This is a genomic window from Novosphingobium sp. SG707 (assembly GCF_012275515.1).
Taxonomy (GTDB): Bacteria; Pseudomonadota; Alphaproteobacteria; order Sphingomonadales; family Sphingomonadaceae; genus Novosphingobium.
Genome location: NZ_JAAZQL010000004.1, coordinates 23,092 through 38,811 on the forward strand (window position 1 = coordinate 23,092; position 15,720 = coordinate 38,811).

Sequence of the window (15,720 nt, forward strand, 5' to 3'; positions counted from 1 at the left end):
GATCAGTTTCCCTTCCGGACCGGCTGGACCTTTTCGCCGTCCAGCACAAAGTCCTGCGATCCGGTCAGCACGCGGGTGCCTGCGGCCGGGCCCTGGGTCAATTCGATCATGCCGCCGCCGCGCGCGCCGGTTTTCACTGGCACGCGGCGCACTTTGTCGCCGGCCTCGATCACCGTGACCGAGGCGCCATTGCCGTCATAGGACACCGCCGCCTCGGGCACGGCCAGCACAGGCATCGGCTTTCCGGCCAGTTCGGCGCGGGCATAGCCGCCCGGGCGGATTTCACGGTCCACCGGCAGCAGGATGCGGGCGCGGCCAAGGCGCGTCTGCGCATCGACCTGCGCGGCCACAAGGCGGACCGTGCCGTCGACCCAGCGGCCCGAGGCGAGGCGCACCCGCGCATGATCGCCCGCATGGATGCCGCCCAGCACTTCCTCGGGGATTTCCGCGTCCAGTTCGGCGCGGTCATCGCGCGCCATGGTGAACATCACGGTCGAAGGCGAGGCCACATCGCCGGGGCGCACCGTGCGGGTCAGGATGCGGCCCGAAACCGGTGCGCGCACCACCATCAGCCCTTGCTTGACCAGTTGCGCGGACAATTGCGCCTGCGATTGGTCGACCTGCGCATGGGCCGTGCGCGCGGCAAGGCGGCGCTGGGCAATGGCTTCGTCGGAGAGCACGCCGGTGTGGTCGAGCGCGGTCACGCGCGAGGATTCCTGATCGGCCTTGTCGGCGGCCACGCGGGTCTGGGCCAGAGCGGCGCGGCTTTGCGCGATATCGGCGCGCAGCAAGGTGGCGTCCAGTTCGGCTAAAGGCTGGCCAGCCCGCACCAGCGCGTCCTGATCCACCAGCACGCGGGCCACAAGATAGCCCGAAAGCTGGCTGGAAACGGCGGCTTCCTCCCGCGCGACAAGGCGGCCGTTGACATTGATGCCCGCGCCCAAAGGTACGCGCGCCACCATGGCAAAAGGCACCGCGCGGGGCGTGTCGGCGCCGGGGGGCGGCGCCTCGGACTTGCTGCATGCGGCCAGCGCCAGAAAGGCAGGCGCGATGAGGGCGACGAGAACAAGCGGACGGGCGTTCATGGTTTTTGATCCGGGAAAGAATTAACAGGGTGGTTCGGGTCGAGCGGGGTCCAGCCCCCGCCCAGCGCTTTGAAAACATTGACGGCATCGCTCATCGTCGTGGCGCGCAGCGCCGAGAGCGAGGTGCGCGCATTGCGCCATGTGCGCTCGGCCGTCAGCAGCGCGGTCAGATCGACCACGCCCGCGCGATAGCCCGCGTTCTGGCCGTCAAAGGCGTGATGCGCACGCGCCTCGGCCTCGGTCAGCAGGGCAAGGCGGGCGCGATCCGCGCCATAGGTGGCCAATTGGTTCTGCGCCTCGCCAAAGCCGGATTGGACGGCCTTTTCATAGGCGATGGCGGCCTGCTCGGCCCTTGCCCGCTGCGCCCGCCTTTCGCCCAGCAGGCGCGCGCGGTCGAACACCGGCATGGCCACCCCGGCGGCCAGCGACCACAGCGAGGTGGTATAGCCCGCAGGCCCGGCAATGGCGCTGATGCTGGTGGTGCCTTGCAGCGTGAATTTGGGCAGCAGGGCCAGCGAATCGAGCCGCAGCGTGCCCATCGCCGAACGCAGCCGCGCCTCGGCCTGCATCACATCGGGGCGGCGCACCAGCAGCGTGGCGGGCGTGGCGTCGGGCACATCGGGCGGAGCGCCCAACGCGCCATCGACCGCCAGCGTTTCAGGAGCCGCCCCCGCCCGCCCGATCAGCACCAGCAAGGTCTGGCGCGAGACGGAGAGTTGCGCCTCAAGCTGGAGTACATTGGCCTGCGCGGTGGCGCGGTCGGCCAGCAGGCTGTCGGCGTCAACCTGCGATCCGATGCCCGCCTTGGCCTTGCGCTGGCCAATATCGGCCAGTTCGCGCGCCACGCGCAGATTGTCGCGCGCCTCGGCCAGTTGCAGCGAGAGGCCGCGCGCCTGAAACAGATTGCTGGCCACCTGTGCGGTCAGGCTTTGCAGCGCAGCGTGATAGGTGAAAGTGGCGGCGGTCAGATCGGCATCGGCGGCCTGACGCGCAGCATCGCGGCGGCCGAACAGGTCCACCTCCCACGAGGGTGAGAAACTTCCCGCGCTGGTGGTGGTCGCGCCGGTGGGGGTCATCAGGAAAGCCCCTGCCCCGCTCATTCCGCTGATCGTGGTCTGGCCCCGCGTGATCGAGCCGGAGGCATTGCCCTGCACGTCATAGGCCAGCAGAGCCTTGGACCGGGTCGCCCGCGCCTCGTCCAGCACAGCCAGCGCCGAACGCGCATCGGGGGCATGGGCCAACGCCTCCCCTTCAAGCGCAGCAAGCTGATCGTCGGAAAACAGCAGCCACCAGCGGTCGAGCGCCTCGGCGCCGGGCGCATGGGCCTCGGGCGGAGCGGCGAATCGCTGGGGCAGCGTCAGGTTGGGCCGGGACACGGAACTCGCGCTGCACCCGGCCAGCAGGGCCAACACAGGCAGCGTCAGGAGGGATGGAATACGTCGCATCATGGCGCCACTTATGCCAGCACGCGCGCGGCTTGCGGGTCAGGACTTCGCAAGTGAAGTGTAAGGTTTGTGTAAATCGGGCGGGACAAGCGCGACGCAAACCGTCAAAAGCAATGCTGCATGGAAACTCCCGCCTTCAACATTCTGCTGGTCGATGATGATGCCGCCCTCACCCAGATGCTCGCCGAGTATCTGGAGGGCGAAGGCTTTGCCTGCCGTGCGGTGCATAATGCGGCGGGCGGGCGCGAGGCGGCGCTGTCGGGCCTGTATGACGCGGTGATCCTCGACGTGATGCTGCCGGGCGGCAATGGCATCGACCTGTTGCGCCATATCCGGGGCACCAGCGATGTGCCCGTCATTATGCTGACGGCGAAAAGCAACGATACCGAGCGGGTGATCGGGCTGGAGCTGGGCGCGGATGATTATGTGGCCAAGCCCTATTTCCCGCCCGAACTGGTGGCGCGGCTGCGGGCGGTGCTGCGGCGCCCGGCGCGGCGGGCGGCCAATGGGGATCATCTGCGGCTGGGCTCGCTTTCGCTGGATGCGGCGCGGCGCTGGGCCGGATGGGAAGGCATGGCGCTGGAATTGACGGCGACCGAGTTCAACCTGCTCGAAATCCTGATCCGCGCGGGCGAGCGGGTGTCGACCAAGGATGAATTGTCGCTGCGCCTGCTGGGGCGGCGGCGGGAAAGCTATGACCGCTCGATCGACGTCCACATCTCGAACCTGCGCCAGAAGCTGGAGCGGGCGAGCGGCGAGCGCCTGCGCATCGCCACCCTGCGCGGGATCGGCTGGCGGCTGGAGCAGGCGGCGTGAAGGGGCGGCTATTCTGGAAGATCTTCACCGCCTTTTGCTGTGTGTTCTTTGCCCAATTGGCGGGCCTTTGGACATTGTTCCTCGTTCTGGAACGCGATCATCCCTATTGGGCGGACAATCTGGAACGCTATGCCGCGCCCCGGCTGGAACAGATGGCCGCCGCAATCATCACGCATGAGGGGCCGCAGGCCATCCCGGCAGGCTTGCTGAACGGGCCGATGCCCACGTTGGTGATTGCCCCCGATGGGGTGCAGGCGCCCCAAGGCGTGCGCGCCACCACGGCGCAGGCCACCGCGCCCGATGGCCGCCGCTGGCGCATTTTCTATCGCCTGCCGCAAAGGTTCGACAAGGACCACTTTGCCCCGCCCCTGATCTTTTATATCAGCGGCGTCCTGTCCGGACTGATCTTTGCGGCCATTCTGGGGCTTTATCTCTCGCTGCCGATCCGGGCGCTGCGTGAGGGGCTCGACCGGTTTTCGCGCGGCGATCTGGGAGTGCGTCTGGCCGCGCGGATGGGGCGGCGGCGCGACGAAATCGCTGATCTGGCCCGCGATTTCGACGGCATGGCCGAAAAGGTCGAGCAACTGGTGCTTTCGCGCAGCCAGTTGATTGACGATATGTCGCATGAATTGCGCTCGCCGCTGGCCCGGCTGCAACTGGCCATCGCGCTGGCGCGGCAAAAGCCCGAAGGGGCGGTCACGGCGCTGGACCGGATCGAGCAGGAAGCGCGCCGTCTCGACGCCATGGCGGGCAGTCTGCTCACCCTCTCGCGGCTGGAAAGCGCCAGCGCCAGCCCGGAGCATTTCGTCCATCTGCGCGCGCTGATCGAGGATATTCTGGCCGATGTCCGCTTTGAGAGCGAGGCCAAGAATGTCCGCATCGACCTGTCGCGCCATGCCAGCATGCCCGAGGGTTTCCATGCCGATGTGACGGGCGACGCCGAATTGCTGCGCCGGGCGTTTGAAAATGTGTTGCGCAATGCGCTGCGCTTTTCGCCCGGAGGCAGCACGATCGGCGTCACCCTGTCCGAGGAACCCGAGCGGATCGTCGTCACCATCGAGGACGAAGGCCCCGGCGTGGCCCCCGATCAGATCGACCGCCTGTTCGAACCCTTCCACCGGGGCGAAGGTGAGACGGGTGGATTTGGCCTTGGCCTGGCCATCGCGCAGCGGGCGGTGATCGTGCATGAAGGCACGATTGAAGCCGAAAACCGCGCCAGAGGGGGCCTGCGGGTACGCATCACCCTGCCCGCGCGATGGGAGGAAGCCGCCGCGCTCAGTTAACAAAGGCGGGGCGCATTCCCTTATTTATGCCGTCATGGGCCGGTGTTACTCTGGCGCCATAAGAGGATGGATGAAACGGCGAATCGAATTACCTGCAACCTTGATCCTTTTCTTGTGGAGGTCATCATGCGCATGGGTCGAACAGCCTTTTTCATTCTGCTTTCCTTTGCCTCCACGGCGGCGGCGGCCGATAAATTGCCCGCCCTTCATGCCGATCCGGCGCGGGTTTCGGTTTCGGGCCTGTCCTCGGGCGCGTTTATGGCGGTGCAATATGATGTCGCTTTTTCAAGCAGCGTGATCGGCGTCGGTGTGGTCGCCGGAGGGCCATACAATTGCGCATGGGTCAATCTGGGCGGCATCACCACCTGTATGCAGGGCGCCCCCAGCGGCGCGGCCTCCTATGGCGCGGCCAGCAGCTTTGCCGCCATCGGCATGGTCGATCCTGTGGCCAATATCGCCAAACACAAAGTCTATCTGTTCAGCGGCACCAAGGACATCGTGGTCAAACAAAGCGCGATGAATGCGGTGCGCGACTTTTACGCCGCCGCGCGCGTGCCTGCGGCCAGCCTGCGCTATGTCCGCAATACGCCCGCGGGCCATGCTTTCCTGTCGGGCAATTTCGGCAGCGTCTGCGGAGCCAATGCCGCGCCCTATGTCAATGAATGCAAGGTGGGCGCGCAGTATTACGATCAACCCGGCGCAATCCTGTCGCATATTTACGGCCCCCTGCGCCCCAAACCCGCGACCCTTTCGGCCCAGCCCATCCCCTTTGACCAGAGCGAGTTTCCCGGCGCCACCGGCAGCGGCATGGCGCCTACCGGTTATGTCTATGTGCCCTCCGCCTGCCGCGACGGCGGCGTCCCTTGCGCCGTGCATGTCGTCTTCCATGGCTGTCTGCAGAGCGCGGATCTGGTGAGCGATGCGGTCTATAACCGGCTGGGCTATAACGCGTGGGCCGATGCCAATCGCATCATCACGCTCTATCCCCAGGTCAACAAGAGCACCTTTCCGGCCAATCCGCAGGGCTGCTGGGACTGGTGGGGCTATAGCGGGCTGAATTTCCAGACGCAGAACGGGGCGCAATTGTCGGTCATCCGCGCGATGGTTCAGCGCCTGACCAGTTGAACCCAACCCTTTGAAATTGGCGCGCCCGACAGGGTTCGAACCTGTGACCCCAAGCTTAGAAGGCTCGTGCTCTATCCAGCTGAGCTACGGGCGCGCATGTCATGAACGGGCGGATTGCCGCATGACGCCCTCCCCATAGCGACAAAGGCAGCAATGCGCAAAGGTGGATCGCGACCCGATGTGGACACTGGCGCCTTTACTATAAAAAACATATAAATTCAACAATATATAAAGATCATAAAATCATCTTTTATGACATTTCCTGTCACAGGACCGGAACAGAATTGTCAAAATCCATCCCTAGCCCCCCGCTCGAGTTCTGACCAAATAACGGGGCATATCATGACGTCTGTTTTCACCGCGCGCCGCGCCATGCGGAGCGCGCGCTTTGCCTTGCTCTGCTCGGCCATGTTCCTTCCGATGGCGACGCAGGCCGCCGAAGCCAATCCCGCACCCGATGTCGCCGATGCCGCCGATGATGGCCAGTCCATCGTGGTGCAGGGCGCGCGCCCGATTGCCGAATCCGAAGCCGCCGCGCTCAAGGTTCAGCAATTGTCCGATTCGCTGGTGACCGTGGCCGCATCGGACGCGGTGGGCCGCCTGCCCGACCAGAACATCGCCCAGGCCGCAGGCCGCCTGCCCGGCGTGGCGGTGGAGCGCGATCAGGGGCAGGCGCGCTACATCAGCTTGCGCGGCGGGCCCAAGAACTGGACCACGCTGTCGTTCGACGGCATCAATGTGGTCAGCCCCGAAGGGCGCGACAGTCGCTTTGACTCGGTGCCCTCGGCCATTGCGGGCAAGATCATCATCAACAAGGCCGTGACGCCCGAAATGCCGGGCGAAACCGTGTCGGGCAATGTCAATGTCGTCACGCGCTCGGCCTTTGATTTCAATGGCCTGCACATCAACGGCAAGGCCGGGTATGGCCAGCAGGAATATGGCGACCGCCCGGAATATGAAGGCTCGCTGGTGCTTTCCGACCGTTTCAAGGTGGGCGAAGGCGAACTGGGCGTGCTCCTTTCGGGCAGCTATTACCAGCGCGACATGGTGACCGACAATTTCGAGAATGACTGGGAAAACGTGTCGCAGGACAAGCGTCCCGGCAATGCCAACCGCATCTGGGTGGCCGAAAGCGAGAACAAGCTCTATCGCTTGACGCGCAAGAACTGGTCGGTGTCGGGGCGGCTGGATTACAAGCCCAACGAGCGCAACACGATCTCTTTCCGCAGCATCTACACCATCTTTTCCGATGACGAGGCGCGCGACAATTACCGCTTCGACATGGATGACAAGCAATCCTCGCTGAGCAACGCCAGCGCGGCCTGCGACACGTCGGTCAAGACCTCCTATGCCACCTCGGCCTATGCCGATGTCTGCTCGGGCAACACGCCGACCAAGGGCACGATCTATGGCATCGACATCCGCCAGCGCTCCACCCTGCGCGCCTACCGCCAGTCGATCTTCACCAACACGCTGGAAGGCAGCCATGAATTCGACGGCGGCTGGAAACTGAACTGGGCGGGCAATTACACCGAGAGCAAAGATGACCGCTCGGTCGTGGGCGAGGCGACATGGGACAGCCCCGGCACGCTGACCGCGCGGCCGACCGTGTCCTATGATTACACCAATCCCAATATCTCGACGCTCAACCTTTACACCACCAACAGCTCGGGCGGCCTGCTCTCGGCGGGCACGCGCGTGACCGACATCGACACATTCACGAAACCGGCTTCCTCCTTCACTCTGCTGGACGCCATCGACATGACCCGCGCCTATACGGGCCGCCTGGTCCTGTCGAAGCAGACCGAGTTTCTGGGCGGCAATCTGACGCTGAAGGCCGGTTTCCAGTATGACCAGCGCACCAAGACCGCCAATGAAATGCAGATTTCGGTCTCGGGCGCCTCGAATCTGGCCGCGTTGGGGTTGAGCGATTACAGCAGCTTCCTGTCCAATCAGCCCTTTATGGGCAAGATCGCGATGGGCTACACGTTCCACTATTTCGACACCGCCAAGATGCGCGACGCCTCGAACAAGGCGCGTCAGCTTTATGCCCGCGTGCCCGTAACCGACAACAATTACCGGGTGCGCGAACAGGTCTATGCCGGGTTCCTGATGGGCACGCTGCGCTATGACTGGGGCAGCATCCTTGCCGGTGTGCGCCTTGAAAACATCACCAACACCGGCAATGCCGTGGCCACGATCACCAGCACCACCGGCGCGGTCAGCACCCGCGACCTGAGCGCCAAATCCAGCCAGTTGCTGGCCTTCCCCAGCCTGCATCTCAACTATAACGTCGATCAGACCAAGAAGCTGCGCCTGTCCTTTACCACCGGGGCCGCGCGCGCCGATTATGACCAGATGCGCCCCAATGTGGTGATCAGCGACACCAATCAGGCCATTTCGGGCGGCAATCCCGCCATCAAGCCCGAGCGCGCCTATGGCGTGGACGCCTATTTCGAATGGTATATGCGCCCCAGCGGCTTCCTGATGGCGGGCCTTTATTACAAAAAGGTCGAGAACGTCCTCTACACTTCGGTGCGGACCTATGGCTCGGATTCGCTCAACAGCGGCGGGGTGGACCGTTCGAACTATACGTTCCGCGGCATCAACAATGCGGGCAGCGGCCATCTGATGGGTCTGGAAGTGGCCTTTCAGCAAAGCCTCGAACCCTGGATGCAAAAGGCGGGCCTGCCCGACTGGATGGGCGGTTTCGGCATCAACGCCAACCTGATGCTGAACGACAGTTCGGTCACCAAGGCGGCCTATGACGGCTTTGCCGCCCGCAAGGTGCGCCTGCCCAACACGTCGGACATGGTGTACAACCTTGGCGGCTATTATGAGAAATACGGCCTGACCCTGCGCCTGCAATATCAGTATCGCTCGAAATGGCTCGATGCGATCGGTGACGATCTTTCGGCGGGCGGCGACAGCTATTGGGCGGCGGATGATGAAATGGATTTCTCGGCCCGCTATCAGATCAACAAGCGCCTCTCGATCTATTTCGACGCCTTGAACCTGCTCAACCAGCCCGGCCGCCGCTTTGTCGATCCCAGCGGGCTGATCAACGCCAGCGGCGGTTCGGCCACCTTCAGTCAGAACTACACCACCGAATGGGAACGCTTCGGCCGCCGGTTCACCGGGGGCGTGCGCTTCAACTTCTGATGACGGATCAGGGTTGATGAACCAAAGGGCGCTCCATCCGGGGCGCCCTTTTTCTTGCGCAAATGCAATATTGCAGGTTAGCTTGGCGCCATGAGCCAATCCCCCCTCTTCCGCCTCGAAGGCAGCGCAGGCGCGCGCCGCCATTTCCGCTATTTCGACTATGTGATGGCGGCTTTCGTCACCATCCTGCTGCTCTCGAACCTGATCGGCGCAGGCAAGCGCGCGGTGGTGGACCTGCCCTTTATCGGCCCATGGCCGTTTGGCGCGGGCGTGATGTTCTTTCCCATCAGCTATATCATCGGCGACGTGCTGACCGAGGTCTATGGCTATGCCAACGCCCGCCGCTGCATCTGGGTCGGCTTCTGGGCGCTGCTCTTCATGGTGTTCATGAGCCTGGTCGTGGTCGCCCTGCCGCCCGACGCGGGATGGACCGGCCAGGCCGCCTATGAAAGCGTCTTCGGCCAAACCCCGCGCATCGTCTTTGCCTCGGTCGCGGCCTTCTGGGCGGGGGAATTCGTCAATTCCTTCGTCCTTGCCAAGATGAAGATCCTGACCAACGGCTCAAAACTGTGGACCCGCACCATCGGCTCTACTGTCTTTGGTCAGGCGGTAGACAGCGCGCTCTTCTACCCCCTCGCCTTCTACGCCGCCGATGGCTGGACCGGGGCACAGGTGATGCAGGTGGCATGGACCCAATGGGCCATCAAGGTGAGCTGGGAAGTGATCCTGACGCCTGCAACCTACTGGGTCGTGGGCTTCCTCAAAAAGCGCGAAGGGGTGGAGGTGTTCGATACGGACACCAAATTCTCGCCCTTTGCCAAGGCGGCGGAGGTTTAAGGGTTTAAAGAGAGTCTGCCTCCGGCGGGCAAAGGGTCTCGACCCTTTGCAATCCCATTAATGGGGTGGCGCTTCATTCTCAGCGTCGCGTTAGGCGCAAGGATTTGAAAGCCTGCGGCGCGGCGAAGTCACCCTAAAAGCGCCGCAGGCTTTATAATTCGAACATGGCAGGGGCCATCTTCGGTCAACCCCAAACCGCAACGTGGACAGTAACGGGATTGCAAAGGGTCGAGACCCTTTGCCCGCCGGAGGCAATGCACTCCTCCAAACCCCACCCATCAATCAGCAATCAACGCAATCGCCAGATAAACCAGAAACAACGAGCCAAACCCCAGGATCGCCCCCAGCGCGAAGGCCACGCGCACCAGCGTCACATCCAGCCCGAAATAGGTCGAGATCCCCGAGCAGACGCCAAAGATCTTCTTGTTGCGGCGGTCAAGCATAAAGCCATTCGTGGGGCGGATCGGGTCGTAATTGTTCATGGTTTTTCTCCTTGGTGCGGGGCCGGTCGGTGGCCGCCGCCTGTGCAGAGGGAATTGCATGGCCCGTGCCAATTGGCGAAACGCCCGAAAAACGGCCATTCCTGCGGCATCCTATATGGCGCAAAATCCCAAGCCTTCGCATTTTTCACCAAGGCTGGCCCCGGCGGCCCAATCCGGCTACAGCCCGGCCCATGGCGCTTGATCGCATCCGTCTGGGCTGGTTCCGCAACCACCGCGCTACCGCGCTGGAGGGTACGGGCAAGTTCAACCTGTTGGTGGGCGAGAATGGCGCGGGCAAGACCAATATCCTTGAGGCCATTTCGCTGTTTGCGCCGGGGCGCGGGCTGCGCCGGGCCGCCCTGCCCGATATGGCGGGGCAGGCGGGCGATGGCGCCTTTGCGGTCTCGGGGGACCTGCTGCGCGATGGCGCGGGCGTGCGCCTTGGCACAGGCACCGCGCCGGACAAGCCGGGCCGCCGCATCGTGCGCGTCAATGGCGCGGATGCCAGCGCGCTTTCGCTGTCGGAATGGCTGGGCCTGTTCTGGCTGACCCCGGCGATGGACCGGTTGTTCATGGATTCGCCGGGCGGGCGGCGGCGCTTTGTCGATCGTCTGGCGCTGGCGCTGGACCCGGCCCATGCCGCCCATGCCGCCCGCACCGAGGCCGCGATCCGCGAGCGCAACCGCCTACTCTCCGCCCCGCAGGAGCCTGATGCGCGCTGGCTGGATGCCATCGAAGCGCAGATTGCCGAGGCGGGCGGGGCGCTGGCATCCGGGCGGGCGCGGCTAATTGAGGCGCTTAACGCCAAGCTCGAAACCCTGCCCCCCTCGCCCTTTGCGCGGCCCGCGTTGACCTATCAGGCGGGCGGGCCGATTGATGCGGACGCCTTGGCGCAGGCGCTGCGCGACCAACGCCGCCGGGATCGCGCGGCCCAGCGCACATTGACCGGCCCGCATCGGGATGACCTTGGCGTAACCATGGCGGCCAAGAACCAGCCCGCCGCCGAATGTTCGACCGGCGAGCAAAAGGCGATGCTGATCGCCATCACGCTGGCCCATGCGGAATTGTCGGGGGACACAGACCGCCCGCGCCTGCTGCTGCTGGATGAAGTGGCCGCCCATCTTGACCCGATCCGGCGGGGCGCCTTGTTCGAAAGACTGGAGGCAGGCGCGGCGCAGGTGTGGATGACCGGCACGGAACTGGCGCCCTTTGATGCGCTGAAGGGCAAGGCGGCACAGTGGCACGTGGCCGAGGGCAGCGTCAGAAAGGAATAGGGCGGGAAGCGCGCAGACGCCCCCGCCCCAAATCTCAGGCAAACATCCGCCTATCAGGCAAACATCGCCATGCCGCCATTCACATGCAGCGTCTGGCCGGTCACATAGCCTGCTTCCTTCGAGGCCAGGAAGGCCACAGCAGCGCCGATATCCTCGCCCTCGCCCATGCGGCCCATCGGAATGCGGCCGTTCAACGCTTCCTTCTGCGCATCGGGCAGGACATCGGTCATCGCCGTGCGGATGAAGCCGGGGGCAACGCAGTTCACCGTCACATTGCGGCTCGCCAATTCTTGCGCCAGCGATTTCGACGCGCCGACAAGGCCCGCCTTGGCGGCAGCATAGTTGATCTGGCCCGGATTGCCCGTGGCGCCCACAACGCTGGTGATGTTGATGATACGGCCAAAGCGGGCCTTCATCATCGGCTTGGTGGCCGCGCGCATCAGGCGGAAGGCGCCTTCAAGGTTGATGCGGATGACGGCATCCCACTCATCATCCTTCATGCGCATGGCCAGATTGTCGCGCGTGATCCCGGCATTGTTGACCAGAATGTCGAGCTTGCCCAACCCAGCCACAGCGGCGGGGATCAGCCCTTCCACGCTGTCCTTGTCCGACAGATCGGCCACCAGACAGATGTGATCGGCTGAAGAGTCCTTGGCCAGCTCCGCCGCAAAGGCTTCCAGCTTGGCCTGGTTGCTGCCCGACAGCGCCAGACGCGCGCCCTGCCCGGCCAAAGCCTTCGCCACCGAAGAACCGATGCCGCCGCTCGCGCCTGTTACCAGCGCGGTCATACCCGTCAGATCAAACATCGCTCAAATCTCCTTCAGCAGCGCTTCGATGTCGGCCATCGTCACCACGCTGGTAATCTTCACATCCTTGATGGTGCGGCCGATCATCGGCCCCAGCACCTTGCCGCCCAGTTCGACGAATTCGGTGACGCCCGCTGCCTGCATGGCGATTACGCTTTCGCGCCAGCGCACCCGGCCGCAGACCTGTTCGACCAGCAGCTTTTGCACCAGCGCCGGATCGGTCACGACATCGGCGGTCACATTGGCAAACAGCGCGACCGAGAGCGCGCCCGGCGCGGTGCGCGCCAAGGCCTCGGCCATCGCGTCAGCAGCAGGCTGCATCAGCGGGCAATGGAAAGGCGCCGACACCGGCAACGCCACGCCGCGCTTGATGCCATGTTCTTTCACCAAGGCGATGGCGCGGTCAATCGCGCCCTTGTGGCCGGAAAGGACGACCTGACCCGGATCATTGTCATTGGCCACGGTGCAGACTTCGCCCTCGGCAGCAGCCGCCGCCAGAGCGGACGCCTTTTCAATATCCGCGCCCAACAGAGCCGCCATCGCGCCCACGCCCACTGGCACCGCCGCCTGCATCGCAGTCCCACGCAGCTTCAACAACCGCGCCGTATCGGCCAGCGAGAAAGCCCCCGCCGCACACAGGGCCGTATATTCGCCAAGCGAATGGCCCGCGACGAAATCGGCCTTGTCGGCCAGACGGATGCCGCCCTCGGCCTCCAGCACGCGCAAGGTGGCAATCGCATTGGCCATGATCGCGGGCTGCGCGTTTTCGGTCAGCGTCAGCGCGTCTTCGGGCCCTTCGGCCATGATGGCGGAGAGCTTCTGGCCCAGCGCGTCATCGACCTCTTCGAACACTTCGCGGGCCACGGCGCTGGCCGCCGCCAGCTCGACGCCCATACCAACCTTCTGGCTGCCCTGACCCGGAAAAACGAAAGCCCGCATTGCGCGATAATCCCTGATAAATGCAAAGTGGGCGCGGGTTATTGCGGATGGACGCCAGAAGCAAGGCCAAACGGCACGCTCTATGCCTGCGTGCCAAACGGCATGCCTTATGTCTGCGTGCCAAACGGCACGATGCGATTGTCCGCGTCATGGCCGATATCCGCCTCGCCCAAAAACGGAATGGCATGGCGCGCGCACCAGTCGGCCACGATGGCCTGTGCATCCTTGCCAAAGGGCCGGTCATTATCAGGCACATCCGACACCCGCCCCAGCCGGACCCCCGCCACGCCGCCCAAATGCGCCGTCACATGAAACATCAGCCGGTCAATGGCATAGAGATATTCGCTGACTTCTTCGATCATCACCACATGACCGGCCAGCCCCGGCATGATCGGCGTGCCCGCCAGCATGGCCAGCGTGGTCAGGTTAAGGGCCACCACCGGATGCTTCTCTCCGGCCAGCGAGGGTTCGAGCCCCTGCCTCTCCCCGCCGAAAAAGCCCAAAGCGCGGCGCAGCGCGGCCTCTCCACCCATGCGACGGCCATCCGCCACCATCGGGCCATGGCACACCAAACCCACCCGCGCGCGATAGAGCGCGCCCAGCAGATAGCCCATGTCCGAATAGCCCATATAGCGCTTGTGCCCGGCCGGAGCGGACAGTTGCGCCACCGCACTCTGGGCGATGCGGTTGCTGCCATAACCGCCGCGCGCGAACCAGACCGCATCAAAGCCCGGATCATTCACGCAATCGAGGAAGGCGGCAAGCCGGGTCGCGTCATCCCCCGCGAAATGCCCGGCCGAGGCAAAACATTGCGGGTGGAAATAAGCACTCACCCCATAATCGCCCGCGATGGCCTCGACGCGGGCGGCATCTTCAGGCGTGATCGGGCAAGCGGGGGCGCAAATGGCAATTCGGGTCATGGACGAGGGCATAAAGCATCGCGCAAAAAAGTGGGAACCGGTTTTTTGCCTTTAGCGATGCGACAGGCAAAGACGCCGGTTGCTTCTGTTCGCGCCACATCCTAACCCGCGCGGATGGACAAGGACGCGCTCATTTCGACCCCGTGGTTTTTCTGTGGCATTGGCGGATCGGGCATGTTGCCGCTGGCGCTGATCCTGCGCGGCATGGGGGCGCAGGTGGCCGGGTCCGACCGCAGCCGGGATCAGGGCCGCACCCCGGAAAAATTCGCATGGCTGGAAAGCCTTGGATTTGAATTGTTCCCTCAGGACGGCAGCGGGATGCGCGATGGGGCGCAGATCCTTGTCGCCAGCGCGGCGGTGGAGGACAGCGTGCCCGAGGTCGTGCGCGCGCGCGAATTGGGCTGTGCGCGGATGAGCCGGGCCGAGTTGCTCTCCACCCTGTTCAACGCGGCCCCGGCGCGCATTGCCATCGGCGGCACCAGCGGCAAATCGACCGTCACCGGCATGGCGGGCTGGATCATGACGCAGGCTGGGCGCGACCCCACGATCATGAACGGCGCGGTGATGAAGAATTTCGTCGCCCCCGATGCGCCCTTTGCATCAGCGCGGGTGGGCGCGGGCGGCGTCTTTGTGTCGGAGGTGGATGAGAGCGACGGTTCGATTGCGCTCTATAATCCCACCGTGGCAGTGCTCAACAATGTCAGCCTCGATCACAAGAGTCTGGAAGAATTGCTTGAATTGTTTGGCAATTTTCTGGCCCGCGCCGATGTGGCCGCGGTCAATATTGACGATGCGGAAAGCGCCGCGCTGATCGCGCGGGCGCGGCGTGTGGTGACATTCGGGCTGAGCCATGAACAGGCCGATATTGGCATCGCGCCCGGATCGATTGCGGAAACGCCCACGACGATCGCCGCCACGCTCATCGACCGGCGCGATGGGGCGACCTATGCCTTGGCGCTGCGCGTACCGGGGCGGCACAATCTGGCCAATGCGCTGTCGGCCTTGGCGGCGGCGGATGCGGCGGGCGTGGCGCTGGCGCAGGGCGTGGCCGCCATCGAGAGCTTCACAGGTCTTGCGCGGCGGTTCGATATTGTCGGCACCAGCGCGAACGGCGTCACCGTGATCGACGATTTCGGCCATAACCCGGACAAGGTGAGCGCCACGCTGCATACGCTCAAAGCGCATCCGGGGCGTATTCTGGCGTTTTTCCAGCCGCATGGCTATGGTCCGCTGCGGCAAATGGGGCATGAACTGGCCCAGACCTTCGCCCGCCTGCTGGAGGGCGAGGATCAGGTGATCCTGTGCGATCCGGTCTATTTCGGCGGAACGGTGGACCGCACGCAGGGTTCACAGCGGATCGTCGATCTGATCGGTGATCGGGCGCGCTATATTCCCGCGCGTGATGATGTGGCGGCCTATCTGGCGCAGGAGGCACGGCCGGGCGACCGTATCGTGGTGATGGGCGCGCGCGACGACACGCTCACGCTTTTTGCCAAAAACCTGCTGGAACAGATTGGATAAGATGCAAAAAAGGGGCGCGAGGGGA

At 64.3% G+C, this 15,720-nt stretch carries 13 protein-coding genes and 1 tRNA gene; 7 read left to right on the forward strand and 7 right to left on the reverse strand.

The features are described 5' to 3' along the window. Positions 1-2: 2 nt before the first annotated feature. Positions 3-1,085, reverse strand: coding sequence for an efflux RND transporter periplasmic adaptor subunit (locus FHW92_RS12510; protein ID WP_168603623.1), 1,083 nt, complete (start codon positions 1,083-1,085; stop codon positions 3-5). After that, complete coding sequence (locus FHW92_RS12515; RefSeq protein WP_168603624.1) at positions 1,082-2,533, reverse strand: TolC family protein; 1,452 nt, start codon at positions 2,531-2,533, stop codon at positions 1,082-1,084. Before FHW92_RS12515 ends, FHW92_RS12510 begins: the two co-directional genes overlap by 4 nt. A gap of 117 nt (positions 2,534-2,650) precedes the next feature. Between FHW92_RS12515 and FHW92_RS12520 the strand changes: the two genes are divergently transcribed. From FHW92_RS12520 to FHW92_RS12530, 3 genes are all read left to right on the forward strand, one after another. Further along, positions 2,651-3,346, forward strand: coding sequence for a response regulator transcription factor (locus tag FHW92_RS12520; RefSeq protein WP_168603625.1), 696 nt, complete (start codon positions 2,651-2,653; stop codon positions 3,344-3,346). Then, entirely contained in the window at positions 3,343-4,629 is a 1,287-nt protein-coding gene (locus FHW92_RS12525; RefSeq protein ID WP_168603626.1) for an ATP-binding protein, read from the forward strand. Before FHW92_RS12520 ends, FHW92_RS12525 begins: the two co-directional genes overlap by 4 nt. 126 nt (positions 4,630-4,755) lie before the next feature. Further along, on the forward strand, positions 4,756-5,754 hold the full coding sequence (locus tag FHW92_RS12530) for a PHB depolymerase family esterase (protein ID WP_168603627.1): 999 nt from the start codon (positions 4,756-4,758) through the stop codon (positions 5,752-5,754). Positions 5,755-5,771: 17 nt separating this feature from the next. Here FHW92_RS12530 and FHW92_RS12535 read toward each other — a convergent pair. Next, a tRNA-Arg gene (locus FHW92_RS12535) sits at positions 5,772-5,848 on the reverse strand. A 248-nt stretch (positions 5,849-6,096) separates the two neighbouring features. Here FHW92_RS12535 and FHW92_RS12540 point away from each other — a divergent pair. Together FHW92_RS12540 and FHW92_RS12545 are read left to right on the forward strand one after the other, a co-directional pair. Next, entirely contained in the window at positions 6,097-8,916 is a 2,820-nt protein-coding gene (locus FHW92_RS12540; RefSeq protein ID WP_246870138.1) for a TonB-dependent receptor, read from the forward strand. Between the two features lie 90 nt (positions 8,917-9,006). Further along, positions 9,007-9,753: a queuosine precursor transporter gene (locus FHW92_RS12545; RefSeq protein WP_168603628.1), complete on the forward strand. Its 747-nt coding sequence runs from the start codon at positions 9,007-9,009 to the stop codon at positions 9,751-9,753. Positions 9,754-10,031: 278 nt separating this feature from the next. On the opposite strand, the gene FHW92_RS12550 is transcribed toward FHW92_RS12545, so the two are convergent. Then, positions 10,032-10,235 (reverse strand): PspC domain-containing protein, encoded by a 204-nt coding sequence (locus FHW92_RS12550; protein ID WP_168603629.1) that lies wholly within the window; start codon positions 10,233-10,235, stop codon positions 10,032-10,034. A 191-nt stretch (positions 10,236-10,426) separates the two neighbouring features. Here FHW92_RS12550 and recF point away from each other — a divergent pair, with 191 nt between their 5' ends. Continuing rightward, positions 10,427-11,509: a DNA replication/repair protein RecF gene (gene recF, locus FHW92_RS12555; protein ID WP_168603630.1), complete on the forward strand. Its 1,083-nt coding sequence runs from the start codon at positions 10,427-10,429 to the stop codon at positions 11,507-11,509. Between the two features lie 53 nt (positions 11,510-11,562). Here the strand turns inward: recF and fabG are convergent, their stop codons facing one another. From fabG to FHW92_RS12570, 3 genes are all read right to left on the reverse strand, one after another. Then, positions 11,563-12,315, reverse strand: coding sequence for a 3-oxoacyl-[acyl-carrier-protein] reductase (gene fabG / locus FHW92_RS12560; RefSeq protein ID WP_168603631.1), 753 nt, complete (start codon positions 12,313-12,315; stop codon positions 11,563-11,565). 3 nt (positions 12,316-12,318) lie between these two features. Then, on the reverse strand, positions 12,319-13,254 hold the full coding sequence (gene fabD / locus FHW92_RS12565) for an ACP S-malonyltransferase (RefSeq protein WP_168603632.1): 936 nt from the start codon (positions 13,252-13,254) through the stop codon (positions 12,319-12,321). Between the two features lie 107 nt (positions 13,255-13,361). Beyond that, positions 13,362-14,174 (reverse strand): LD-carboxypeptidase, encoded by an 813-nt coding sequence (locus FHW92_RS12570; RefSeq protein WP_168603633.1) that lies wholly within the window; start codon positions 14,172-14,174, stop codon positions 13,362-13,364. Positions 14,175-14,288: 114 nt separating this feature from the next. On the opposite strand from FHW92_RS12570, the gene FHW92_RS12575 reads away from it, so the two are divergent. After that, positions 14,289-15,695: a Mur ligase family protein gene (locus FHW92_RS12575; RefSeq protein WP_168603634.1), complete on the forward strand. Its 1,407-nt coding sequence runs from the start codon at positions 14,289-14,291 to the stop codon at positions 15,693-15,695. Positions 15,696-15,720 lie beyond the last annotated feature (25 nt).

Bases quoted from the DNA above. Each gene is read 5' to 3' on its own strand.
- FHW92_RS12510 (WP_168603623.1), bottom strand. From the start codon at position 1,085: ATGAACGCCCGTCCGCTTGTTCTCGTCGCCCTCATCGCGCCTGCCTTT.
- FHW92_RS12515 (WP_168603624.1), bottom strand. From the start codon at position 2,533: ATGATGCGACGTATTCCATCCCTCCTGACGCTGCCTGTGTTGGCCCTG.
- FHW92_RS12520 (WP_168603625.1), top strand. From the start codon at position 2,651: ATGGAAACTCCCGCCTTCAACATTCTGCTGGTCGATGATGATGCCGCC.
- FHW92_RS12530 (WP_168603627.1), top strand. From the start codon at position 4,756: ATGCGCATGGGTCGAACAGCCTTTTTCATTCTGCTTTCCTTTGCCTCC.
- FHW92_RS12540 (WP_246870138.1), top strand. From the start codon at position 6,097: ATGACGTCTGTTTTCACCGCGCGCCGCGCCATGCGGAGCGCGCGCTTT.
- FHW92_RS12545 (WP_168603628.1), top strand. From the start codon at position 9,007: ATGAGCCAATCCCCCCTCTTCCGCCTCGAAGGCAGCGCAGGCGCGCGC.
- FHW92_RS12550 (WP_168603629.1), bottom strand. From the start codon at position 10,235: ATGAACAATTACGACCCGATCCGCCCCACGAATGGCTTTATGCTTGAC.
- recF (WP_168603630.1), top strand. From the start codon at position 10,427: ATGGCGCTTGATCGCATCCGTCTGGGCTGGTTCCGCAACCACCGCGCT.
- fabG (WP_168603631.1), bottom strand. From the start codon at position 12,315: ATGTTTGATCTGACGGGTATGACCGCGCTGGTAACAGGCGCGAGCGGC.
- fabD (WP_168603632.1), bottom strand. From the start codon at position 13,254: ATGCGGGCTTTCGTTTTTCCGGGTCAGGGCAGCCAGAAGGTTGGTATG.
- FHW92_RS12570 (WP_168603633.1), bottom strand. From the start codon at position 14,174: ATGACCCGAATTGCCATTTGCGCCCCCGCTTGCCCGATCACGCCTGAA.
- FHW92_RS12575 (WP_168603634.1), top strand. From the start codon at position 14,289: ATGGACAAGGACGCGCTCATTTCGACCCCGTGGTTTTTCTGTGGCATT.